General features: G+C 61.1%; 18 protein-coding genes and 1 pseudogene. 4 read left to right on the top strand and 15 right to left on the bottom strand.

The window, feature by feature from the left end:
* The 14 genes and pseudogenes from Q0U90_RS09665 to Q0U90_RS09730 all read right to left on the bottom strand — a co-directional run.
* A partial coding sequence (locus Q0U90_RS09665; RefSeq protein ID WP_297454346.1) for an aspartate 1-decarboxylase occupies window positions 1–61 on the bottom strand: 61 nt, incomplete at its 3' end.
* Window positions 62–449: 388 nt separating this feature from the next.
* Window positions 450–1,331: pseudogene (gene panC / locus Q0U90_RS09670) on the bottom strand (pantoate--beta-alanine ligase); the annotation flags it as partial.
* A 97-nt stretch (window positions 1,332–1,428) separates the two neighbouring features.
* Window positions 1,429–2,349 carry a DUF2520 domain-containing protein gene (locus tag Q0U90_RS09675; protein ID WP_297454282.1) on the bottom strand — a complete coding sequence of 307 codons (921 nt, stop codon included), beginning with the start codon at window positions 2,347–2,349 and terminating at the stop codon, window positions 1,429–1,431.
* 67 nt (window positions 2,350–2,416) lie between these two features.
* Window positions 2,417–3,664 (bottom strand): DUF6779 domain-containing protein, encoded by a 1,248-nt coding sequence (locus Q0U90_RS09680; protein ID WP_297454285.1) that lies wholly within the window; start codon window positions 3,662–3,664, stop codon window positions 2,417–2,419.
* Window positions 3,661–4,167, bottom strand: a complete 507-nt coding sequence (locus Q0U90_RS09685; protein ID WP_297454288.1) for a DUF3180 domain-containing protein — start codon at window positions 4,165–4,167, stop codon at window positions 3,661–3,663. Before Q0U90_RS09685 ends, Q0U90_RS09680 begins: the two co-directional genes overlap by 4 nt.
* 2 nt (window positions 4,168–4,169) lie before the next feature.
* Complete coding sequence (gene folK, locus Q0U90_RS09690) at window positions 4,170–4,685, bottom strand: 2-amino-4-hydroxy-6-hydroxymethyldihydropteridine diphosphokinase (protein WP_297454291.1); 516 nt, start codon at window positions 4,683–4,685, stop codon at window positions 4,170–4,172.
* Window positions 4,682–5,086, bottom strand: a complete 405-nt coding sequence (gene folB, locus Q0U90_RS09695) for a dihydroneopterin aldolase (RefSeq protein WP_297454294.1) — start codon at window positions 5,084–5,086, stop codon at window positions 4,682–4,684. Before folB ends, folK begins: the two co-directional genes overlap by 4 nt.
* Before the next feature lie 6 nt (window positions 5,087–5,092).
* Window positions 5,093–6,028 (bottom strand): dihydropteroate synthase, encoded by a 936-nt coding sequence (gene folP, locus Q0U90_RS09700; protein WP_297454349.1) that lies wholly within the window; start codon window positions 6,026–6,028, stop codon window positions 5,093–5,095.
* Window positions 6,029–6,120: 92 nt separating this feature from the next.
* Window positions 6,121–6,696: a GTP cyclohydrolase I FolE gene (folE, locus tag Q0U90_RS09705; protein ID WP_297454296.1), complete on the bottom strand. Its 576-nt coding sequence runs from the start codon at window positions 6,694–6,696 to the stop codon at window positions 6,121–6,123.
* A gap of 9 nt (window positions 6,697–6,705) precedes the next feature.
* Window positions 6,706–9,375 (bottom strand): ATP-dependent zinc metalloprotease FtsH, encoded by a 2,670-nt coding sequence (gene ftsH, locus Q0U90_RS09710; RefSeq protein ID WP_297454298.1) that lies wholly within the window; start codon window positions 9,373–9,375, stop codon window positions 6,706–6,708.
* A 216-nt stretch (window positions 9,376–9,591) separates the two neighbouring features.
* Window positions 9,592–10,176 carry a hypoxanthine phosphoribosyltransferase gene (gene hpt, locus Q0U90_RS09715; RefSeq protein WP_297454300.1) on the bottom strand — a complete coding sequence of 195 codons (585 nt, stop codon included), beginning with the start codon at window positions 10,174–10,176 and terminating at the stop codon, window positions 9,592–9,594.
* A complete protein-coding gene (tilS, locus tag Q0U90_RS09720; RefSeq protein ID WP_297454303.1) occupies window positions 10,169–11,191 on the bottom strand; it encodes a tRNA lysidine(34) synthetase TilS in 1,023 nt (340 codons plus the stop codon). Before tilS ends, hpt begins: the two co-directional genes overlap by 8 nt.
* 76 nt (window positions 11,192–11,267) lie before the next feature.
* Window positions 11,268–12,548 carry an amidase family protein gene (locus Q0U90_RS09725; RefSeq protein WP_297454306.1) on the bottom strand — a complete coding sequence of 427 codons (1,281 nt, stop codon included), beginning with the start codon at window positions 12,546–12,548 and terminating at the stop codon, window positions 11,268–11,270.
* 48 nt (window positions 12,549–12,596) lie between these two features.
* Window positions 12,597–14,060, bottom strand: a complete 1,464-nt coding sequence (locus tag Q0U90_RS09730; RefSeq protein ID WP_297454309.1) for a D-alanyl-D-alanine carboxypeptidase — start codon at window positions 14,058–14,060, stop codon at window positions 12,597–12,599.
* A gap of 116 nt (window positions 14,061–14,176) precedes the next feature.
* Between Q0U90_RS09730 and Q0U90_RS09735 the strand changes: the two genes are divergently transcribed.
* The 4 genes from Q0U90_RS09735 (at window position 14,177) to Q0U90_RS09750 (ending at window position 20,234) form a co-directional block, all read left to right on the top strand.
* Entirely contained in the window at window positions 14,177–14,650 is a 474-nt protein-coding gene (locus Q0U90_RS09735; RefSeq protein WP_005510088.1) for an inorganic diphosphatase, read from the top strand.
* A gap of 166 nt (window positions 14,651–14,816) precedes the next feature.
* Window positions 14,817–15,113, top strand: coding sequence for a rhodanese-like domain-containing protein (locus tag Q0U90_RS09740; RefSeq protein ID WP_048731742.1), 297 nt, complete (start codon window positions 14,817–14,819; stop codon window positions 15,111–15,113).
* A 199-nt stretch (window positions 15,114–15,312) separates the two neighbouring features.
* On the top strand, window positions 15,313–16,167 hold the full coding sequence (locus Q0U90_RS09745) for a MarR family winged helix-turn-helix transcriptional regulator (RefSeq protein WP_297454320.1): 855 nt from the start codon (window positions 15,313–15,315) through the stop codon (window positions 16,165–16,167).
* The gene (locus Q0U90_RS09750) at window positions 16,164–20,234 is read left to right on the top strand and encodes a Pls/PosA family non-ribosomal peptide synthetase (RefSeq protein ID WP_297454323.1); all 4,071 of its coding nucleotides are present in this window, start codon (window positions 16,164–16,166) and stop codon (window positions 20,232–20,234) included. Before Q0U90_RS09745 ends, Q0U90_RS09750 begins: the two co-directional genes overlap by 4 nt.
* A gap of 305 nt (window positions 20,235–20,539) precedes the next feature.
* Here Q0U90_RS09750 and metE read toward each other — a convergent pair whose 3' ends face one another.
* Window positions 20,540–22,849: a 5-methyltetrahydropteroyltriglutamate--homocysteine S-methyltransferase gene (metE, locus tag Q0U90_RS09755; protein WP_297454326.1), complete on the bottom strand. Its 2,310-nt coding sequence runs from the start codon at window positions 22,847–22,849 to the stop codon at window positions 20,540–20,542.
* Between the last annotated feature and the right edge of the window lie 4 nt (window positions 22,850–22,853).

The following is a 22,853-nucleotide window of genomic DNA, read 5'->3' on the forward strand; positions in this document are numbered from 1 at the left end:
GAAGATCAGCCTGAGTCACCGTGGCACGGTGAATCTTGGACTTCAACATAGTGCGGAACATGAAAAAGGTAGGTCCCTTCCTGGATGCTTCCCCTGGATGCTCGCCTACCGCGGCACCCTTTAGCGTGGCAGGTTATTAGTTGGCACACTATAGTACGACAACTTGCCAGCCACGAAAAATACGACTTCTGCTCGCTGCCCTGCTAGCAGTCCTACTCACTGTCCTGCTCAGCGCCAAAGCCAGCGTTCTTCAGATTCTCCCTGTTGGCCTCATCTTTCAGACGTGCATCCCGTGCAGCTCGAACCTTTTCCTGCAGCTCAGCCAACTCAGCAGCTTCTTCCTCGGTCAGCTCGCCATCCAGGCCCGCAGCAGACAGTGCCGCCGACGCAATTTCCGCATCCTTCTGCCCCAACTGGCCGAAACCGCTGACCGAATCCGGGCGCGGAGCACCCAAAATCAGGCCGACATTATCAATCAGACGGGTAGTGCCGACCTTCGCGGCAACCAGCAGGCGGGCTTCAATCTCCTGCCCGTCGCCGCGCAACGCCTCGTCGTCAAGCGGTGCCAGTGCGGCATCACGCAACTCCAAGTAATCCAGCTCCACCTCCGGCTGGCTGGCAAGCACACCACGCGCAGTTTCCAGCACGGCGTCCGCACCGCGATCGGCGACAAAAGCGCCAGCGGTCAGCGCAGCGGACAGGGTTACCGCGAGATTGCGCTGCTCCTCAGACAGGTAGCGGTTACGGGAGCTCATAGCCAGACCATCGGCCTCACGAATCACCGGCACCCCGTGCAGCTGCACCGGCATATTCAGGTCAGTGACCATCTGCTGCATCAGACACAGCTGCTGGTAATCCTTCTCGCCAAAGACGGCATCGGTGCAGTTGGTGATATTGAAAAGCTTGTTGACCACCGTCAGCGCGCCCGCAAAGTGCCCCGGACGAGTAGCGCCCTCAAGCTCAGTAGCCAGCGGCCCCGGCTGCACCGTCGTGCGGAAACCATTGGGGTACATCTCTTTCGCGTTCGGTGCAAAGACCAGCTCTGCACCAACAGCGCGGAGCTTGTCTACATCCTCTTCCAGAGTGCGCGGGTAGGCATCAAAGTCCTCACCCTCACCGAACTGCAGCGGATTGACAAAAATGGACACCACAACAACAGCGCGCGGCAGCGTCTTCGCGGCCTCCACCAGTTCGAGGTGCCCCTGGTGCAGCGCACCCATAGTTGGCACGAGCACCACCGGGCGCCCGGTCTTGCGCAGTGCTCGCGTGACCTGCGCAATTCCAGCAATAGTCTTGTGAACAGTTGTCTCTCCGGCGGTGTACCCCGTCATGTTTCCTCCGCGTTCAGATCTAACGGACCAAACTTTTCGTCCGACGGCAATACCTTACGCCACACCCCGGATTGCCAGTACTGTCAGTCCCCTGGCTTCACCGACGCAGGTACCGCAACACCTCGTTGGCTCCGCGCAGCTCGGCAATCCGCTCGGCAAGTGCCAGGTAGGCGGCTCCCATCTCCGGTGCCATCGCTTCAATTTCCCGTTCATGCTTGACGACGGTCCCAAGGTCGTCGCGCGTTACCGGGCCAGTCAGCCCCCGGGAGCCCCACCTCAAAGCATTGTCCAGCGAAGCCTCCAGCAATGGGCGGAGCAGTTCAGCGGCCTGGCCACGGCGCAGCTCCGCTACATCGGTGTCTTCAGCTGCTGCGTCCTCACCAATGGTGGCTGCGAGCATTTCCACCGCATCGACCACAACCGCGCCCAAACCATTTGAACCGTGGGCCATTGCGGCGTGGTAGAGGCCGCGGTGGCGCTCGTTGATGAATACCGGTCGGCCACCGAGTTCACCAATCAGCAATTCACTGACCGTCTTCGCGAGCTCATCCCCAACCGTGATGCCCCAAGGACAACCGGTGAGGAGCTCGGAGTCGTCGTCAAGCCCTGCGAACGTCATTGCGGGGTGAGCGGCGATTGTCAGCGCGCCGGTCAGCGCGACCGGGTCGAGCACGGCGCGCCCGAGTGAACCGGACGTGTGCATGACAATGCGCCCCGGCCCAACGTAGCGTGCAACTTCCTCGGCGACCTCAGCGATGGCACGGTCCGGCACAGCGATGACGATGAGCTCGCAGGCGGAGGCTGTTTCGGCGATGGTACCGACCTGAGCACTTGGCAGACGCAGATGCGCGCGCCTGACCGATTCCGGTGAGCGCGCGACCACGTGTGTGACACGGTGTTCACAGCGCTCCAAGGCCTGACCGAGAGCAACACCGACTTTTCCGGCAGAAATAATCCCCACCGTCAACCGCGGGGCGGCTGAACGATGGGGATGGGGATCATGCTGGCTTTGCGTCATGACTGACTAGGTTAGACCAAACCAGCTGTGCACGGTGCGAGAGACAGCGGGAAGCAGCGGTGAGCGGCTAGTCCTCCTCAGCCGCGCGTTGCTCCTTCTTCTTACGCATCTGTTCCATTAGCTCGGCGACAGTGAGGCTGCCCTTGTTGTCCTCGGCACGACGGCGACCGTGGGCAGGTTCCTGAGCAGTATCTTCTGCAAGATCCTCATCGCGAATTGGCGTCAGTTGGCGGGTCGGAGACTCCGAGGCAGCGTCCCGGTCCTGCAACGTGAATGGGTTCTTTTCGCCGTGTGCCTCGTGGGCTCCGCCCTGAGCGGCACGCTTGCCGGAGCCCTGAACAGGAGTTTCCTGCCAATCGATAGCGCGGAAAGAGTTGGTGTCGAACTTCTCCTTCGCCACCTTCTCCGTAGCCATGGAGTCATCGTCCTTGGAGTCAGAGACCTCGTGGACATCAACCGGCTGCCCGGATGACGGGAAGGTACGGCGCATGTCGGTGGCCTCGGCATCTTCAACCGGCGAACCAGCGCTAGTACCACCATGCTGGGTATGAGCACCAACAGTTCCGTTGGCGGTCATCTCAGCACGGTGTGAGGTCGCCCGCGGCGTCGGGCGGTCATGACCAGTCGGGTTCTTCATCGGGGAATCCTGCTGCGGCGAGTCGAGCTCACGGAGCCGCTCTGCGCGGGCACGAAGAGCAACCTGCTCATCGTCGAAATCCTCACCCATGAACTCAGCGAGCTGGGCTCGCAGGGCAAAAATCTCAGCGCGGAGAGCAGCAATGTGTTCATCATTGTTGCCCTCGAGAGAATCCAGGTAGTTCTGTTCCAGGATTAGTTCCTGCTCACGGTGGGTTGCCAACTCACGGTCGAGCTCGACCTTGTGCAGTTCCTCTATGGTCTCCAACCGCTTGCGCTCCAGCGAGATGGTCCTGCGGTAACGCGTCACCAGCACGGCACCGATAACTGCCGACCACAGCGCCAGCAGCACAGCGATCTTCATCCATCCCGCCGAGGTGGCGAAAAGCATGACGATACTGGCGACGACCGCGAGTACCAGCAATACGGCCATCAGAACGACTGCGGTTTTCTCCGTCATGCCATCCGAGGAACCGGATTTCAGCGCGTCGTTGTTCTGCTTATTGGCGTCGAGTTCATTGCTATATGCCACAGCGTCCCCAGGGCCAAACCCATCGGAGGAATTTTCGGGGGACGAAGACTCAGCCGCATCCGACGGAGTAGCTGCCGCGTCGTCCTGAAAATATGCAGCATCGCCCGAGCGCTTCGGGTCGTTACCAGCGTTGGAGAGGTCAGTCATAACTCCCACCCTACCGAGTTAGTTCCCATTTCCCCGCTAGGTGGTGCAGAATTTTCGCCGTCAGTTGGCAATTGGCAAACTTTTTCCAGCCACAGCCCCGCCACAGTGAGCAAAAATCCGGACACGGTGCCGACAATCATGATGGGGCCATCGTCCTGGGCAGCGGCTAGTTCCGTCCATTTCGGCACCGCCCACAGCACGCCGCCTGCGTACATTCCGCCAAGAATTGCGCCTAACCACGCGGAAGCCGTGCCGACTACCAGCCAGCGTGACAACGTCAACGGCTGCACCTGACTCCGGTCTTGCCCGACCTTGCCCTCTTTGAGCACCGACTTAATCCACCGTGCCGCCGCGACACAAACGGCAGTGAGCAGCCAGGGAAACCCCAGGTCCCACCAACTACGAGGCCCGAGCACACCGAAAAACTGCGCCAAAACCATCCATGATCCAAGTGCCAGGACCAGCGCAGATGCGGCCAACATAATCGGTGAGGTCGGTTTCATCTCTAGGCCCCTTCTCCATCCTCGCCGCCGTCGGCTAGACGCACCGCTTCTACATCTTCAGGTGCCAGCTTATCGACGAGTTCCGCGACCCGAGCCCCTTCCAATTCGGCATCTGGGTCGGCATCGAGCCACGGCACCAGCACGAAAGCACGCTCAGCTGCCCATGGATGTGGCAGGGTCAGAGTCGGATTGGCGGAGATTATCTCCTCACCGGATTCCTTATCGATGACCTGCACAATGTCCACGTCGAGCGCCCGCGGTCCCCAGTGAATCCTCCGCACTCGACCAGCGTCGTTTTCCAGCTTCCACCCGGCTTCCAACAGCTCCATTGGTGTCCGGGTCGTATCCACAATAAGCACGGCATTGAGGAAGTCGCCCTGCTCTACCCCACCCCAAGGCGGGGTGGCATAAATCTTTGAGGCCGCGACCAGCTCGTCGGCGAAGAAGTCCCGCACATCGGTCAGGTTTTCCCGCGCGCAGTCCATGTTTGCGCCGATGGAGAGGACTGCGCGAATCATGCCAATCGCTTCTTCCGCGAGCGGCGGGCCGTCACAGCAGCATCGTCAAAGTCGAGCGGGATGGGCGCATGTGGTTTGTGAATGGTTACTTCCACCGCATGCAACAGCGGATTCAGTCCGCATTCGGCGCGGGCGTCGTCGTCGGCAAGCACTGCCTCGGCAATCTCGGTCGCGACCGTTTCAATGAGGTTACGAGGGGTGCCCGTCAAAATTCCATGCGCGGTGGCTGCGATGTCGGCGTAGTTGACCGTGTCGGTAAGGTCATCGCTGGCGGCGGCGCCGGAAAAATCCAGCCACAGGGTGACATCACAGATGAAGTCCTGGCCATCGCGGCGCTCGAAGTCGAGACAGCCGTGGTAGCCGTGGGCTTTCAGACCTTTGAGTTCGATGCGATCAGCCACTGGTGGTTACTCGTTTCCTTTGGAGGTTGATTCAGTAGGCGATGCTGCCTCCTGCGCGGCGCGGTTGGAACCGCCTTCCGGGTAGTCGCCAGCCGCGCTGTAGTCAGTCAGCGAGCGGCCGAGGTTCCACGCCTGCGCCACACGCACTGCGTCAAGGCTGTCGGCCACATTGTGAACTCGAACCGCCCACGCACCCGCGGCGGCGGACAGTGCAGAAATCGCCGCAGTCGCGGCATCGGCCTGCTTTGGCGCACGAACTTCGCCGCCGACTGCGGCGACAAAACGCTTTCGGGAGGCACCTACTAGCACGGGAAAACCGAGGTCAATAAGCTCGGGCAGGCCGTGGAGCAGCGCCCAGTTGTCATCAGCATTCTTGGCAAAGCCCAGGCCCGGATCGAGAACAATATTTTCCTCGACGATGCCAGCAGCCAGGGCGCGGTCGACAAGCTGGAGCAGGTGTTCACGGACATCGGCGACGATGCCATCCGGGCGTGTTTCGGCGCGCCCCGAGGCGGAGCCGAAGCGGTCGGTCTTCCAGTGCATCAGGCAAATCGGCACATCGGCATCGGCGCAGACGGCGAACATGTTAGGGTCTGCAAGACCGCCGGAGACATCGTTGATGAACACCGCCCCCTCGGCAATCGCTGCCTCTGCGACACTTGCCCGCATGGTATCGACGCTGACCAAGTGCCCCTCTGCGGCGAGCTCGCGGACAACCGGCACGACGCGGGCGATCTCCTCCTCCTCGGAGACGCGGTGTGCACCCGGACGAGTGGACTCACCACCGATGTCGAGAATGTGCGCGCCCTGATCGACGAGCTCGTGTGCATGGGCGATTGCTGCGTCAAAGGTCTTGTACAGGCCACCATCGGAAAAGCTGTCCTCGGTGACGTTGACAATGCCCATCACTTTGCAGAGCTGATTCTCGATGCCCAGCTCCATCTGCTGTTCCGCCTGCTGTTCTGCCTGCGCTTGCACGGGCGATTCAGTCACCTTGTTGTCCAGCCTTTCCAATCGACCATTTAACTGTTGCGCTAGCTCTTGCGAATCAGTGCCATTGCTTCTGCGCGTGAACGGGCATCCGACTTGAAACCGCCGCGGACGGCGGATGTCACCGTTCGAGCACCAGGCTTGCGGATTCCCCTCATGGCCATGCAGAGATGCTCCGCCTCAATAACGACGATTGCCGAGGCAGGATCCAACTTCTCCACCAGAGCATCCGCGACCTGACTGGTCAGACGCTCCTGCACCTGCGGGCGCTTGGCGTAGCCGTCGACCAGACGCGCGAGCTTGGACAGGCCAGTCACGCGGCCGTCCTTACCCGGGATGTAACCAATGTGGGCAACGCCGAAGAACGGCACCAGGTGATGCTCACAGGTCGAGTAAATCGGGATGTCCTTGACTAAAACGAGCTCCTGGTGATCTTCGTTGAAGGTCTTTGCCAGTACCTCAGACGGATCTTCAAACAGGCCCGCGAAAACCTCACGGTAGGCTCGCGCCACTCGCGCCGGTGTTTCCTTTAGCCCTTCCCTGTCGGGATCCTCACCGACGGCAATCAGCAGTTCGCGAACCGCAGCTTCGGCTCGCTCCTGATCGAATTCGCGCTCCATGATGTGTACTTATCGCTCCTCGTTGCTCTCCGGCTTGTCCTGCCAGGCACTGTTGTCTTCGTTTCGCTTTACGACGCCGCCCTTATCCGAATCGTGGTTTTGTGCACCCTTGGCATCGGAAGTGTCGGCGTTCTTCGCGTTATCCGAGCGCTCTGGGTATTCCGGCTGCTCGTTATCCGGCAGGCGGAATCCGCGGAGTTCCTGCTGCTGCGCCCCTGACGGCATGACCGTGGTCGGGGTGGCATCGCTACCAGAGTTGTCCTGGCGGTGACGCCCGCCTGGCCTGTCCCCCGGCATCTTCGGCGGGGCAGGGATATTCGCGGGACCGTTACCGTCACTGTTGCCGCCGCCAGTGGCCTCCGAGCCGGAGTTCTGGGCTCCTGCCGGGTAATTGGCAGTGCCCGGGTGCTGGCCACGCGGATTGTCCTGACGCCCCTTTGGGGCCGACTGTCCCCTCCACTGCGGGCGAGGTGCCGGAGTCGGGGCAGGGCTCGATCCGTGTGTGCTTCCGGTGTCCTTCGGCGGCCACCCCGGAGCAGTCCAGCCAGCCGGCGGCGGGGTGCCACCGTAGACCGGAACATTCGGACGATCCTGCGGTGCTCCCGGCAGACCCGGCGCACCGGCATTGCCGGCACCAGCAGCGCCCGCTGCGCCCTGGTGGCCGTTGCCGTTGTTACCCGCGTCCTGCTTCTCGTTCTCGCGGCGGCGCACCGGCGCGAAGATGTTGACGCGCTTCGGCGGCTCTTCACCGCGTTCGATTGCCAACTCCACCGGGGTCTTGACCGGCTCACGGCCGTCGGCTGGGTGCTTGGTGTCGCTGTCGAAGAAGTTCAGACGCTCACGCGCAACGACGTCGGTGAAGATGACCTCCAGATCCGGACGGCGCAGGGTCTCCTTTTCCAGCAGCTTCTCAGCCAGAACATCGAGGGTGTCGCGGTTTTCCTTCAGGATGGCGTAGGCCTCGTCGTGGGCCTTGTTAATCAGCAGGCGAACCTGCTGATCAATCTTTGCCGCCACCTCTGGCGAGTAGTCCAGAGTGCCGCTGCCACCGCGTCCGACGAACGGGTCGCCCTGCTCCTCGCCGTACTTCACAGGGCCGAGCTCCGGCGACATGCCGTACTCGGTCACCATGGCTCGAGCAATCTTGGTGGCCTGCTCAATATCGGCGGACGCGCCGGTGGTCGGCAGACCGAAGACCAGCTCCTCGGCCGCGCGACCGCCCATGGCGAAGACCAGGCGAGCGAAGAGCTCCGGCAGGTTGTACATGCCCTTGTCATCCTCGGGCACAGTCAGGGCGTGACCGCCGGTGCGGCCGCGGGCCAGGATGGTCACCTTGTACACGCGCTCAATATCCTTCAGCGCCCACGCAGCCAAAGTGTGGCCGCCCTCGTGGTAGGCGGTGACCTTCTTCTCCTGCTCGGAAATCACCTTGGAGGTACGGCGTGGACCACCAATAACGCGGTCGACTGCCTCTTCCAGCGCATCAGCCGTAATGATGTTGCCGTTGACGCGAGCGGTCAGCAGCGCCGCTTCATTCAGAACGTTCTGCAAATCGGCACCACTCATGCCAGCGGTGCGCTTGGCCAGAGACTTCAAATCAGCATCGGGCCCCAGCGGCTTGTTGCGTGCGTGGACCTTCAGAATTGCCTCACGGCCCTTCAGGTCTGGTGCGCCCACCGGAATCTGTCGGTCGAAACGACCCGGGCGCAGCAGTGCCGGGTCCAGAATATCCGGACGGTTGGTCGCAGCCATGATGATCACGCCCTGGCGGTCACCGAATCCGTCCATCTCCACCAGGAGCTGGTTCAGGGTTTGCTCACGCTCATCGTGACCGCCGCCCATGCCGGCGCCACGCTGGCGGCCCACAGCATCAATCTCATCGATGAAGATAATGCACGGGCTGTTTTCCTTTGCCTGGTTAAACAGGTCACGGACACGAGAAGCACCGACACCGACGAACATTTCGACGAAGTCCGAACCCGAGATGGTGTAGAAAGGCACTCCGGCCTCACCGGCGACGGCGCGGGCCAGCAAGGTCTTACCGGTACCGGGCGGGCCGTAGAGCAGGACACCGCGCGGAATCTTCGCACCGAGTTCCTCGTAGCGAGCCGGATGCTGCAGGAAATCCCTAATCTCGTCGAGCTCCTGGACTGCCTCATCGGCACCAGCAACATCGTCGAATGTGTTGGTCGGGGTCTCCTTATTCAGCAGCTTGGCGCGGTTTCCGCCGAAGCCGAACATGCCGTTCTTGCCGCCCTGCATGCGGCTGAAGAAGTACATGATGACGAAGAAGAAGATCACCATCGGCAGCAGGAAGCCCAAGGTGGACATCAGGAAGGAATCCTGCGTGACCTTGGTATCGAACTTCTCCATGCCCTTGGCGGCCGTGACCTTGTCAAAGACCTGGTCGGTCGCACGCGCTGGGTACTTGGTCATCACCTTCGTGACGTCCTCAGTGCCCTCGACCTCTACGCCCTTCTTCAGGGTGAGGCGAATTCGTTGCTCACGATCATCGATCTGAGCTTCCGTGACATTGCCCTTGTCCAACTGGGTCAGGGCTACGGATGTATCCACCTCACGGTATTCCCGGGAATCATCCGCCAGCTGGGTAATTGCGAAGAGGATAATCAGGATAATGCCGGCAACGGTGGCAAACCGGAATACCTTTTTCTTGTCCATACAGTGGGTTCGCTTTTCGCTCTCTACATCTATTAGTTGCTTTTATTAATTGTACGCATCAACGAGTTTTCCTCGAAGAGGCATCAAAGACACAAAGCGGGGGCCAGGGCCCATGGCACCTGACCCCACAGTATGCATAACGCATCGCAACCGAAAAAAGTTTCGCAATGCCCGTCGTAAAGCGTCGGCACCGTGCAGGAGGCACCGAAGACCGACCTAGTTCTGGTACACGCGGGGATGAAGCGTGCCGACGTACGGCAGGTCGCGGTAACGCTCGGCGTAATCCAGGCCGTAACCGATGACGAACTCGTTCGGGATGTCGAATCCAACATCGGCAACATCCAGATTGGTGCGCACAGCCTCCGGCTTCCGCAGCAGCGTAATGACCTCCAGCGAGCGCGGATTGCGGTTGCGCAGGTTCTTCATCAGCCAAGACAAGGTCAGACCGGAGTCGATGATGTCCTCCACAATCACGACATCGCGTCCCTCAATATCGCGGTCCAGGTCCTTCAAAATACGCACAACGCCTGACGACGAGCTGGAGTTTCCGTAACTGGAAACCGCCATGAACTCCATCTGGCTGGGAATGCTGAGCTGTCGAGCAAAATCGGTCAGGAAGAAAACCGCGCCCTTCAGCACGGCGACCAGAATCAAATCGCTGTCGGCGTCCTTATACTTCTCGTTTACACGATGTGCCATCTCGGCGACGCGAGCATGCAGCTCCTCTTCGCCAACGAGAATTGCCTCTACGTCATCGTCATATGGGTTTGCGGGGACGTTGAAATCCTTAACGTCATGCATCGCTATTCCTTTCCGCCGTACCTAATTGTAGAGTGCCATCTTTTCGCTCTACGACCAACCTGGCCCCCGCGGACTTTGTTTCCGCAGCGGCACCACGACCACGGGTCACCGGCACTTCCCCCTGGCCGTGATAACGGTGCACGAGCGCCAACACCATGTCGATCTGTTTACTGCTGGGCTCCGCACCCGCCCGCCGCAGCCAGCGCGCGAGGAGCCGCACCGAGATGGCATCGTCGAGCTCAGCCACCCCTCGCACGGGTAAGCCTCCGCCTTCCGACGCAGCTTGCTCCCCCAGCAGCGTCTCCAATGCCGACTCTGCGCGAGCGTCCAAACAGTCATTGTCGGCTGCCGCAATCGACGCAGTTTTGGCCAGGTTCTCCGCGACCCCCGGGCCCAATTCTCGCTCTAGAAGAGGCAGAATTGACTGCCGCACCCGGACTCGGGCGTAGCGGTCGTCGTGGTTATGAGGATCGTGCCAAACCTTTAAACCTAGCTCTTCGCAGCAGAGCTCAGTGTCGGTGCGACGCACGCCGAGCAGTGGGCGCAGAATCCGAGTCCCGTCCGACCAGGTCAAGTCGGCACGGATGGCGGACAGCGCCTGCGGGCCGCCTCCCCTAGCCAGGCGCAGGAGTACGGTTTCGGCCTGATCATCCAAGGTGTGGGCGAGCAGCAGTGCCGCACTTCGGGCTTGGGCGATTTCCCGCAAAACTCGGTGCCGCGCCAAGCGCGCCTCATATTCGGGGCCACGGCCGGCCTCGTTATTGATATCGACTGCGACGACCTCCGCCGTGGCTCCCATCCCCCGGGCTAGGTCGGCAGCATGCTCAGCGACTTCGGCAGAGCCCTGCTGAAGCTGGTGATCGACCACGACGGCATGGATATTACGGTCGGCCAACGCTCCCTTAGGCCCGAAAGCTTCCGCACAGGCCCCAGCGGTCAGTGCGAGCGAATCCGCGCCGCCGGAAAGCCCAATAACGACACCGTCGCCCAGCCCCTGCCCTGCCTGTTGTGCCATCGCGCGAACGGCATGCCGAATGGTTAAGAAGTGAGGGCTGCGGTCTGGCCAAAACGGTTTAGCCAACGTGGAAGGTTTAGCCAACGCGTCCACCACTTGCGATGGTCTCCATCGCCGTGAGCAGAATCCGCTCCTGGGTCGGACGCGCAATCAGCTGCACCGGCAACCCAGAGACCGGCTCCACGACGATACCTGCGGGGAAACCCAGGTAATTCCAGGTCGAGACATACGGCGTAAACCGTAGATTGGACAGCAAGTTCACAATCCAGGGCATGCGGTGCCATACGCGGTTTCGCGGTGGTGTCTTAGCCAGAGCCGGGGTAATCAGGATTGTGTCGCCCGGCAGTTCACGCTCAATGCGGGCGCCGTCGCGTACTACTTGCCGGTCATTAATCATGGGGCGCAGCACGCGGCCGATGCCAGCGTGGACACGGTTGCGCCACTCCAGGTGAGTCGGGCGCGGCTCGTCGCGGAGTTGATCTGCAACCCCCGCAGTCCAGCGCGCAAGCATCGGCAGCGGATTCAGTGGGTACGGCATGTTCTTTTCCGTGACGGCAAAGCCCTTGTCTGTGAATATTCTCGCCGCCTGTTGTGCCGCATCGACGTACTCCGGCGCAGCCTTGAGGCCGAAAACCGGAGCGGTGGTGTCCAGGGTGACAGCGAAGTTCTCAGGCAGGGTCTTTGCAGGGTCGTCCGCATCCACCAGGCCATCGGTGAGGATCTTGGTAATCAGACGCAAGTCCTCGTTATTAACCGTGAGCACACCGTGGACGGACATGCCGTACCAGTCGTTGCCGCCCACGCGTCCCGGCATTGTTCCCGGGGTCGCCTTCAGAGTCGAAAGCCCGCAACATGCTGCAGGGATGCGCAGCGATCCCATGCCGTCGTTGCCTTGTGCAAAAGGAACCATCCCAGCGGCGACAGCCGCCGCTGACCCGCCAGAGGATCCTCCCGGGGTGTGCCCCGGCAGAGTCGGATTGTCGACGGTCAGTTCCGGCAGCGTGGTCGTCCCCCACGTACAGAACTGCGGATTCACCGTCGTCCCCACCGCAATTGCGCCAGCGTTAGTCAGCTGACGGACAAACGGGTTTTCTACAGCCGTGTTCTCCTTCAGCGCGAATGGCACACCTGCGAGCGGTAGTTGCGAGAGATCCTCGCGCTGCTCGAGTTCCCGCGCCGCCTGCAACGCCCGGTCCGCCCAGACTTCACGGAAGGCATGAATTCCCCCATCCAGTCTCGCAATGGCGTCGAGGCTGCGCTGCACGCTGTCGACCGGGCTTAGTTTTCCCTCGCGGACCTGCGCCGCAATCTCGTGGACGGTGGGCAAGTTCCTGATGGCGGAAGTGTGAGAGGTCAAGGCGGATTCATCTCCTCGAGGTATTTTCAGTGGCAAATGAATCCCAGTCTAGATATTCGCCAGTGCGCTCGCTGCTTTATCCGCCGCAGCTCTTGCTGGCAACAGGCTCGCTTCATTGGAAATAAATGCGAACGTCAGCACCTGCCCCGACTTCGTCACCACATACCCCGCCAGCGCCGAGGCCTTATTCAGTGTGCCGGTTTTCGCACGTACGATGCCCGCTCCGGACTGGCCAGAAAAGCGCGTCGCCAGGGTGCCCGACACCGCCGCTACCGGCAGACTATCCAGCAACGGGCGCAACCGCAACGCAGTGCTTTCCGACGGCTCTTGCTCCTCCTGCGACCCCGTAGACTCCTCTTCTCCAGCTGGTCCCACCGGCCCCGCAGCCGAATTGAGCACCTCGGAAAGATGCTGTGGAGAGATACGGTTATCCGTACTCAGTCCACTGGAATCCGACAGCACCGCGCCATCGAGAGAAAAACCGTGCTCAGCAAGGGTGTCGCGAACTGCACGCGCAGCCCCTTCAAAGGTCGGCGGTAGACCCCGGGAGATTGCAACCTCACGGGCAATGGACTCCGCCAACACGTTGTCACTGTAATTCATCATTTCGTGCACGCGGGTACTCAGCGGCGCCGACTGCACGAGTGCGACAATGTCTGGATCCAAGGGCAGCGACTGACCGTCCTTAGCTGCATCTCTCAGGCTGCCACCGTTTTCCGCACCGAGTGCCTGAGCCAGCGCATCAGCTGCATCCGCGGCGGGGGTTGCACTGCGCTGCGAGTTCTCATCCGTCGAATCAATCCGCCCCGCATCCAACATCACAGACTCCACCGGCGCGATGTAACCATCATCGAGCCCCTCGCGCTCCCAGGTCTCGTGGAAGCTCTCAGTAAACAGAGAGTTGTCGAGATAAACCTTGCCGACCCCTTCCGGCATAACCACGGAAATCTTTTTCGCCAAATCAGCAATTGAAGCAGAGTCCTGGAAGAACCCCTCCCCATCCTTACTTAGGGTGGGATCTCCCCCGCCATGCAACACGACATCATTAGTGCCCGTGACTCGGGAGACACGAGTGGACACTCGATGGTTTTCATCCAATCCCAACAGCGCGGCCGCCGAGGTAAGAACCTTCATGCTGGATGCCGGCACGGCCACTGAAGTGTCGTTCTGCCCCCACAACTTCTGGCCAGTCGTAGCATCACTGACAATCCCGTGTAACTCGCCGAAGGCGGAATCAGCCGTAGCCGCATCCATGATTTCGCTGACTTTCTGAGCCAGCGTGCCGTCGTCAAGCGAGGACTGCGCAGCCGTAACGGGAGCAGAAACCTGACTGACGGCAGGCGGCGCATCGACGACAATCTGGCGATTGTCATTGATGACGACCGCAGCACCACTGCCCGCGGCGATAACGAGGACACCGGCAATTGCACCGCCGATTTTCAGCCCCCGAGATTTTTTCGTGCCCTTCGCGGTGGTTTTGGAGCTGTCGGAGCCGGTACTGGCCACGGTCACAAACACCTTCTTCCTAGGAATAAGACCGCACTTAAGGTGCACATAAACGCTTCTGAGCGGGTTTCGCATAAGATAGCCGTCAGAGAAGTGTACACCGATTATAAGGAGTCATCGCCGTGAGCGTTGAGGTCACTATTGAGATCCCGAAGGGTCAGCGCAACAAGTACGAAGTCGACCACGAGACTGGCAAGGTCTACCTCGACCGCTACCTGTTCACCCCAATGGCCTACCCGGCCGACTACGGCTTCATTGATGAAACCCTCGGCGAGGACGGCGACCCGCTGGACGCTCTCGTAATCCTGCCGGAGCCGGTTTTCCCGGGCGTTATTGTCAAGGCTCGTCCGCTCGGCGTTTTCAAGATGACCGACGAGGCCGGTGGCGACGACAAGCTGCTCTGCGTCCTCGACGACGTTCGCTTCGACCACTACCAGGACATCGACGACGTCTCCCAGTTCACCAAGGACGAGATTGAGCACTTCTTCGTCCACTACAAGGACCTGGAGCCAGGCAAGGAAGTTTCCGGTTCGGGCTGGGGCGACAAGGCTGAGGCAGAGCGCATTCTGGCTGAGGCAATCGAGCGCCACAAGTAAAGGCTGTTTCAACTGAGCCCCTGCGAGAACCTCTACATGGAGGACCCTTCCCGGGGACCCGCACCTTTGACGCAGTTCCTATGCTGCAACTTTAAGGCCGTCGGAGAACTTCTCCGGCGGCCTTCGCGCTTCCTGCGGTGAGACCGGATTGCGTATAGTGCGCACTATGGAAACCGTAAACGTACCTGAAGTACCAGAAGATGCCCAGATTATTGATGTCCGCTCGCAGATGGAGTGGGATGACGGCCACGCTACCGGCGCCATTCACATCCCGATGGAAGAGATTCCATCCCGCTACGGCGAGCTGGATTTGGACTCCGACATTTACCTGATGTGCCGCTCCGGCGGTCGCGCCGCCCAGGTCTCTTCCTGGCTGGAGAAGAACGGTATCGACACCATTGTCATCACCGGCGGCATGATTGACTGGGAGCACTTTGGTCGTCCGATGGAGAAGGCCAACTAAGCACCAACCAGAAATACCCTGCTTCGCTGAACTGCTCCCCATTAGTTGGACTGAGAAATCAGTTACCGACTAGTGGGGTGTATTTTTATTTGCCAACACGAAAGCACCCACCTTCCGACAATCCGCAGGAAAACCGGAACATTATTAGTTGGCCATGCCCCATTATTGATGACTCCCCAGATTGTCTACTATGGGAAGTATGTCTGATTCATCCGTACTTTCCTCGGCGGACTCAGCCGAGACCAGCGATGGTGCGGCAGCCGATGTAGACGCCAAGGTGCCCGCTGCCAAAACGCAGGAAAGCGCCAAGGCGAAGAAGGCTCGCAAGGCCGCCAAAGCAAATGCCAAGACCAGCTCTAAGGGCGGTTCTAAGGCGAAGGCCAAGTCTGGCTCTGCAAGCGAACCCGCCGTCGCGCCGGCTGCTCTGCGCAAGTCCGCGTCCTGGTGCCTGGCTCAGCTCGACGCAGCTGTCCGCGCCAGTGTCAACGCGGCTCTTGGCCGCACCCAGATTGAGTCCATGTCCATCCGCGGTTATTGGGTTCTGGAGGCCATCGCCGACGGCGGAGCCATGGCACAGACTGAGCTCAGCGCTCTGCTCGGCATGGACCGCTCTGACATGGTTCGTCTGATCGACTCCCTTGAGTCGGCAAATCTGGTCGAGCGCACTCGCGATGCCAAAGACCGTCGCCGCCAGCTCATCGCGCTGACGGAAGCGGGCAACACCACCCGCGCGTCTCTGCGTCGCTCGCTGCGCAGAGCCGAACGCGCCGCCGTCGCCGAGTGCTCACCTGAGGTGCGCGCACTGCTCGCATCGCTTGCCGACGACTCCGATGCCAGCCCGGAAACCGACACCGGCAATTCGGCTTCCAACACCTCGGCTGCGAAAACCCCCGAAAGCACTGCCCCGGAAGCCACAGTCACCGATACAGACACCGATGGTGTGGCTGAGAATAAGACGCAGGAGACGTCGTCAAGCGATGCCCCGCGTCCTAAACGTAAAAAGTCGAAGAAGAAAAAGCGCAAGAAGAAGAATAAGAAGGGGTCTCTCAAGTGACAACCACTGAAGCGAAGTTCCTGCGCGCTACCGAACAGCCGCTTGAGCGCACGCTCATTGACATTGTCCGGGCGACCGCGCGAAGGTTCCCCGAGGCTGAGGCCATTGATGACGGCGAGGTTGTCGTCACGTATGCGGAACTGATCAACGAGATTGATTCCACAGCTACGTGGCTCTATGAGCAAGGTATCCGTCGTGGTGACCGCATTGGTGTGCGGATGCCGTCGGGAAGCCGCGAGCTCTACCTGGCAATTTTGTCCATCATGGCTGCCGGTGCCGCTTACGTTCCGGTGGATGCGGACGACCCCGATGAGCGTGCAGAGATGGTCTTCGGCGAGGCCGGTATCGCCGGTTACTTCGATGCCGAGGGGCTGCATTTGGCTGGCTCAGCGGCACGCAACCGCCCGCAGCTGGACACCGAGGCTGACTCGGATGCTGACTCCGATGAGGGCTCGGACGGGGACGAGGACACCGAGCCGACGCCACCAAGCGCACGCGAGATCATCTCGCAGGAGCCCACTCCTGACGACGACTGCTGGATTATTTTCACCTCCGGTTCCACCGGTAAGCCCAAGGGCGTTGCCGTCACCCACCGCAGCGCCGCCGCCTTTGTCGATGCGGAGGCCCGCTGGTTCCTCGCCAACCATCCGGAAGGCCCGCTCGGCCCGGACGACCGCGTCCTGGCTGGCCTGTCGGTCGCCTTCGACGCCTCCTGTGAAGAAATGTGGCTGGCCTGGCGAAATGGTGCCTGCCTGGTGCCGGCCCCACGTTCGCTGGTGCGCTCCGGCGTGGACCTGGGCCCATGGCTGATTTCCCGCCACATCACGGCCGTCTCCACGGTTCCGACGTTGGCTGGCCTGTGGCCTGCCGAGGCACTCGACAGCGTGCGCCTGCTCATCGTCGGTGGCGAGGCCTGCCCGCAAGAGCTGGTCGAGCGTCTGTCCACCCCTGAGCGCGAGATGTGGAACACCTACGGCCCCACCGAGGCCACCGTGGTGGCCTCCGGCATCGAGCTGAAGCCCGGCAAGCCCGTGACCATTGGTTATCCACTGGACGGCTGGGACCTCACCGTCATCGACGAGGAGGGCAACCCCGTCCCACCGGGGACGAAGGGTGAGCTAGTCATCGGCGGTGTGGGTCTGGCGCGCTACTTAGATCCGGAAAAGGACGCCGAGAAGTACGCGCCGCTGCCAGCCCTGGGCTGGGAGCGGGCGTACCGCACCGGCGACCACGTCATCATGGATGAGGACGGACTGTACTTCACCGGCCGCGTCGACGATCAGGTGAAAATCGGCGGGCGTCGTATTGAGCTCGGCGAGGTCGAAGCGCACCTGGCTGCCCTGCCCGGTGCCACACAGGCGACCGTCGTGGTGCAGAAAACCGGTGCTGGCGACTCCATCCTGGTCGGCTACGTCGGCGCCGGTGGCGACGCCTCGGCCATGGATTACGACAAGTGCATGGACACTCTCCGCGACGCCATGCCGGCCGCGATGGTGCCACGCCTGCACATCATGGATGAGCTACCAGTTCGTACCTCCGGCAAGGTCGACAAGGCGGCTTTGCCGTGGCCGCTGCCTGCACGTGCGGGTGAGGGCGACGTCGACAAGCTGAGCCCTGTGGAGAAGTGGCTGTCCGATATCTGGGCGGACGTACTGTCCGTCCCTGCGCCCGGCGCGGCGTCGGACTTCTTCGCCCTGGGCGGCACATCGCTGGCGGCGGCGAGTGTCATCGCACGCATTCGTCAGCGCGCCCCGCAGGTCGCCGTGCGTGACCTCTACGACCACCCACGCCTGGGCAATCTCGCCGAGGAACTGGTCGCACGCGGTTTCATCAGCGACGACATGCTTGCCGACGATTCCAGCGACCCCACCGCTCACCTGGAAAAGGTGCCCGAGCCGACACCTGTGTCCCGCAAGACCCGTTGGGCTCAGGTCGGACTCATGGTGCCTCTGCAGTGGGCACGTGGCATGCGCTGGGTGACCTGGCTCGCGATCATCAACTGGGTTATCGGCGGGCCGCTGGCGCTGCCGGGCTGGCTGGTTGCCGTACTGGCCGTGTTCTTCCTGACTCCGCTGGGAGTCATGCCAATCAACGCGGCGACGACGCGCCTACTCACCCGCAACATCACTCCGGGCGACTACCCACGTGGCGGTTCGGTGCATCTGCGCCTGTGGGCGGCCGAACGCCTGGCAGAGAGCTCCGGTGTGCACTCGGTGGCGGGTGCTCCGTTCGTGCTGTGGTACGCCCGCATGCTGGGCGCCAGCATTGGTAAGGGTGTGAATCTGCATGCGCTGCCGCCGGTAACGGGACTGGTCAGGCTGGATGATTACTGCTCAATCGAGCCAGAGGTGGACCTCTCCGGCTACTGGGTCGATGGCGATGTCGTCCACGTCGGCGAGGTCACGATCGGCAAGCACGCCCGCATCGGTGCCCGTTCGACGCTGCTGCCCGGCGCGCGTATTGGCAACGACGCTCATATCGAGGCGGGTTCGACCGTCACTGGTGAGAAGAAGGTCAAGGCTGGCGCGCGCTGGTCGGGCTCCCCGGCTCGCAAGGTCGGTCGGTCCAAGCACCGCTTCCCGGAGGAGGTGCCGGCGGCCCGCCGCCACTGGGTGGCTATCTACGGTTTCACCGCCGTGCTGCTGACGCTGGTGCCCATCACCGCTGCGGTCGCAATGGCGGCGGTCATCGGTTGGGGCACAGGGCTTATCGACGGCACCACCGAACTGACCACCTCGAATCTCTGGCCAACGCTGGGCAGCGCCGTGCTGTGGGCTATTCCTGCCACTTTGGCCGGTGTCGCTGTGTACGCCTTTTTGACGCTGATTCTCGTACGTCTGTTCAGCATCGGTCTGAAGCCCGGCGTGTACCCGGTGCGCTCGCGGGTGGGCTGGCAGTCGTGGGCGACAATTCGCCTGATGGACGCTGCTCGCCACGACCTGTTCTTCATCTACGCTTCCATGCTGACTCCACTGTGGCTGCGCGCGTTGGGTGCCCAGATTGGTCGCGACAGCGAGGTCTCCACCGCGATTGGTATTCCGAAGTTCTTGCATGTGAAGGACGAATCCTTCCTGGCTGACGACACGATGGTCGGCAGCTACGAGCTCGGCGGCGGCTGGATGCTGGTGGGTGACTCCCGGATTGGCAAGCGCGCCTTCCTGGGCAACTCCGGAATCACACTTCCGCAGCGCAAGCTGGCGAAGAACTCGCTGGTGGCCGTGCTGTCTTCTACTCCCAAGAAGACCAAGTCCGGCTCCAACTGGTGGGGTTCACCGCCGGAGCGCATGCGTCGCGTGGGTACGGTCTCCAGCGATGAGTCGGCTCAGACCTACCGTCCGACCACGGGGTTGAAGGTCGCCCGAGGCATTGTGGAGACTCTGCGCATCCTGGCGCCGATGGTCTCTCTCATGTTGGCTACCGTCACGCTGTTTATCTTGCAGGCCCTTGGCATGTTCACCGCGGAGTTGGTCACTGCAGGTGGGGTTGGCGCTGCCCTGCTCGGCCTGCTGGTCGCGTGGCTGCTCTCCCCTGCCGTGCTACTGATTGTCGGCGCACTGGGGCTGCTGGTTACGGTCGTGGCCAAATGGGTGTGCGTCGGCAAGCACAAGCCCGGTGACCACCCGCTGTGGAGTAAGTTCGTCTGGCTCAATGAGCTGCAGGATACGTTCGTCGAAATGGTCGCTGCGCCGTGGTATCTGAACCCGGCGATGGCCACCGGTGGTATCGCACGCGCTATGCGCCTACTCGGCGCGAACGTTGGCCACGGTGTGTGGCTGGAGACGTACTGGCTGCCCGAGACCGACCTGGTCACCATTGAGCGGGGCGCCTCTGTCGGCCGCGGCTGTGTCGTCCAGACGCACCTGTTCACCGACCGCGTGATGACGCTCGACACCGTCCACATCGGACACGGCTCCGTGCTCGGACCACATTCGGTCGCTCTGCCGGCATCTGTGCTTGACGACGGCTGCCGCGTCGAGCCCGGTTCTCTCGTCATGCGCGGTGACCATGTTCCTGCGCACACTTCCTGGCGAGGCAACCCGATCGAGCCAGTGGTGGCAAAGAAGTAGCCGGCTTATGTAGGGCTTTGTAGGAGCTTTGTTGGGGCCTTGTTGGGGTCTTGTTGGCACAACGGGCTGCAAATGTGAAACTGTGCAAGCTTATAGCACTTTCAAGCCATTTTTCGGGCAATTTTTGCTATAAACGCAGTCAGTAACTCACATTGGCCCGCTGCCGCCAGCCATAAACGCAGTCAGTTACTCGCATTGGGGCTAAGTAGAGCTAAGTAGCAAAAGGTGCCCACCCGGCGACACGCCGAGCGGACACACTTTTGCTACTTAACCCGCTATTTATTTTTCGGCTTTTTGGTTCCGGCTTACTCTGCTAGCTGCAAACGAGCCTGCTTCGCTGCGGCTACCAATACTTTCAGTGAAGCCGTAACCTCTTCCCAACCTCGAGTCTTCAGACCGCAGTCCGGATTGATCCACAGCAAGCTGGGGTCAACACTTTCGAGCGCATCTTCCACGAGCTGGCTGACTTCTCCGTCCGTCGGCACGCGAGGCGAGTGGATGTCCCAGACGCCTGGACCAATCCCACGAACGTATCCCTCATCCTTCAGCGCTGCGAGCACCTGCATGCCGTTGCGAGCTGCTTCGATGGACGTGACATCGGCGTTGAGTTCATCGACGGTGTCAATGAGCTCATTGAAGTCCGAGTAGCACATATGCGTGTGAATCTGAATCTCGTCAGCCACGCCAGAGGTAGCCAGGCGGAAGGACCCCACAGCCCACTTCAGGTAGGCGGGCTGGTCCGCTTCATTCAGGGGCAACAACTCGCGAATGGCTGGCTCATCGACCTGCACAATCTGCGCTCCAGCGGCCACGAGATCTGCAATCTCATCGCGCAAAACCAGCGCAACATTATCCGCAGTGTCACCGATTGGCTGGTCATCACGGACAAACGACCATGCCAACATGGTCACTGGCCCAGTGAGCATTCCCTTGACGGGAAGATCAGTCATGTTTGCCGCTGCCTTATACCACTGCACCGTCATTGGCTCTGGCCTGGTGATATCACCGTAGAGAATCGGCGGCCGCACGCAGCGGGAACCATAGCTTTGGACCCAGCCATTGGCGGTCGCGAGGTAGCCGTCCAGCTGCTCCGAGAAGTACTGCACCATGTCATTGCGCTCAGGTTCGCCGTGAACCAGCACATCGAGTCCCAGTTCTTCCTGCTGCTCAATGGCACATCGAATTTCAGCGAGCATTGCTGATTCGTAGTCAACTGGGGTCAACTCTCCCGCGCGCAACTGCGCACGTGCACGACGAATGCTATTGGTCTGCGGGAAGGAACCGATTGTGGTGGTCGGCAGCGGAGGCAGGTTAAGGGCCTCAGCCTGAGCCGCCTGGCGAGCTGCAAACGGGGAACGAGTCCGGTCGCTCTCCTCGATTGCTGCTAAAGCTTCACGAACTTCAGGCTTAACAATCCGCTTCGATTCTGCCCTCGATGCCAGTGCTGCCCGGGACTCCCTCAACGCCTTCAAATCCGCGGCATCGAGTTGGCGGTCATTCAACCTGGCATCAAGCGCCCTCGCCAAGAGGGTCACCTCGGCGATTTTCTCATCCCCGAAGGCCAGCCACTGCAGCACCTCGGCTTCTTCTTCGCTCGGGTTTTCCGAGGCCAGGGAGTACGGGACATGTAGCAGCGAACAGCTAGTCGACACCGCGATGGGGCCTCGGACTGCCAGCTTCTCCAACGTCGCCAGGGCTGCATCCAAGTCGGTGCGCCACACATTACGACCATCGACAATGCCCGCAACCAGCAGTTCCTGTCCGGTCCAATGCGGCAACTCGGAGCTGCCTGCTACCAGGTCGCAACCAATGGCCTGCACGCCTGTGCCAGAAAGGGTTTCCAGCGCCTGGTCACCATCACCAAAGTAGGTCTGCACCCACAACTTGGTATTCGCAGACTCCGCCACGCCGGCCAACTTCTCGTAGGCCTGGCGAGTCCTAGCAAGAGTCACTTCATCGAGGTCAGTGACCAATACTGGCTCATCGAGCTGAATCCACTCAAAGCCCTTATCTCCCAGTTGAGCGATGATTTCCGCGTACGCATCGGTCAACTTTTCCAAAAGGCCAAGTGGGTTCGAACCATCGTCGGCACGCGACAGGCTCAAGTAGGTCACAGGACCAATCAAATGAGGGCGCAGCATGGTGGTGGCGCCATTGTTCAAGCTGCAGGAATCGTCCAACCAGTCAGTGAGGTCAGAAGTAAATTCAGTATCGGCTGACAGCTCCGGAACAATGTAGTGGTAATTAGTGTCGAACCACTTGGTCATTGCGGATGCAGGTTGCGTCTTCGTACCGCGAGCGGTGGCGAAGTAGTGGTTGATCCATTCCGGTAGGTTGGAACCGCCCATTTTCGGGACATCCTGGAAGCGGGCTGGAAGCACTCCTAGCAGCGCCGATGTATCCAGCATGGAGTCGTAGAACGAGCGCCCAATTGTCGGAACCGAGTCGATTCCTGCCTTCAGCGCTGCGCCAATGTAGCTATTGACAGTGTTGCGCGCCGTCGCGGCCAGCAGGCCGCCGGTCGCCGGATCGCGCCAGTAGTTTTCCAGAGCTCTTTTGAGCTCACGATTAGGCCCTATCCGCGGAATGCCCGCGAGGGTTGCGTGAATTGCCATGATC

It is taken from the genome of uncultured Corynebacterium sp., from assembly GCF_946998835.1.
Classification (GTDB): Bacteria; Actinomycetota; Actinomycetes; order Mycobacteriales; family Mycobacteriaceae; genus Corynebacterium.

Excerpts from the sequence above, each read along its gene's own strand:
- Q0U90_RS09675 (WP_297454282.1), bottom strand. The coding sequence starts at position 2,349 with ATGACGCAAAGCCAGCATGATCCCCATCCCCATCGTTCAGCCGCCCCG.
- Q0U90_RS09680 (WP_297454285.1), bottom strand. The coding sequence starts at position 3,664 with ATGACTGACCTCTCCAACGCTGGTAACGACCCGAAGCGCTCGGGCGAT.
- Q0U90_RS09685 (WP_297454288.1), bottom strand. The coding sequence starts at position 4,167 with ATGAAACCGACCTCACCGATTATGTTGGCCGCATCTGCGCTGGTCCTG.
- folK (WP_297454291.1), bottom strand. The coding sequence starts at position 4,685 with ATGATTCGCGCAGTCCTCTCCATCGGCGCAAACATGGACTGCGCGCGG.
- folP (WP_297454349.1), bottom strand. The coding sequence starts at position 6,028 with ATGGAGCTGGGCATCGAGAATCAGCTCTGCAAAGTGATGGGCATTGTC.
- folE (WP_297454296.1), bottom strand. The coding sequence starts at position 6,696 with ATGGAGCGCGAATTCGATCAGGAGCGAGCCGAAGCTGCGGTTCGCGAA.
- ftsH (WP_297454298.1), bottom strand. The coding sequence starts at position 9,375 with ATGGACAAGAAAAAGGTATTCCGGTTTGCCACCGTTGCCGGCATTATC.
- hpt (WP_297454300.1), bottom strand. The coding sequence starts at position 10,176 with ATGCATGACGTTAAGGATTTCAACGTCCCCGCAAACCCATATGACGAT.
- tilS (WP_297454303.1), bottom strand. The coding sequence starts at position 11,191 with ATGGCACAACAGGCAGGGCAGGGGCTGGGCGACGGTGTCGTTATTGGG.
- Q0U90_RS09740 (WP_048731742.1), top strand. The coding sequence starts at position 14,817 with ATGGAAACCGTAAACGTACCTGAAGTACCAGAAGATGCCCAGATTATT.
- Q0U90_RS09745 (WP_297454320.1), top strand. The coding sequence starts at position 15,313 with ATGTCTGATTCATCCGTACTTTCCTCGGCGGACTCAGCCGAGACCAGC.
- metE (WP_297454326.1), bottom strand. The coding sequence starts at position 22,849 with ATGGCAATTCACGCAACCCTCGCGGGCATTCCGCGGATAGGGCCTAAT.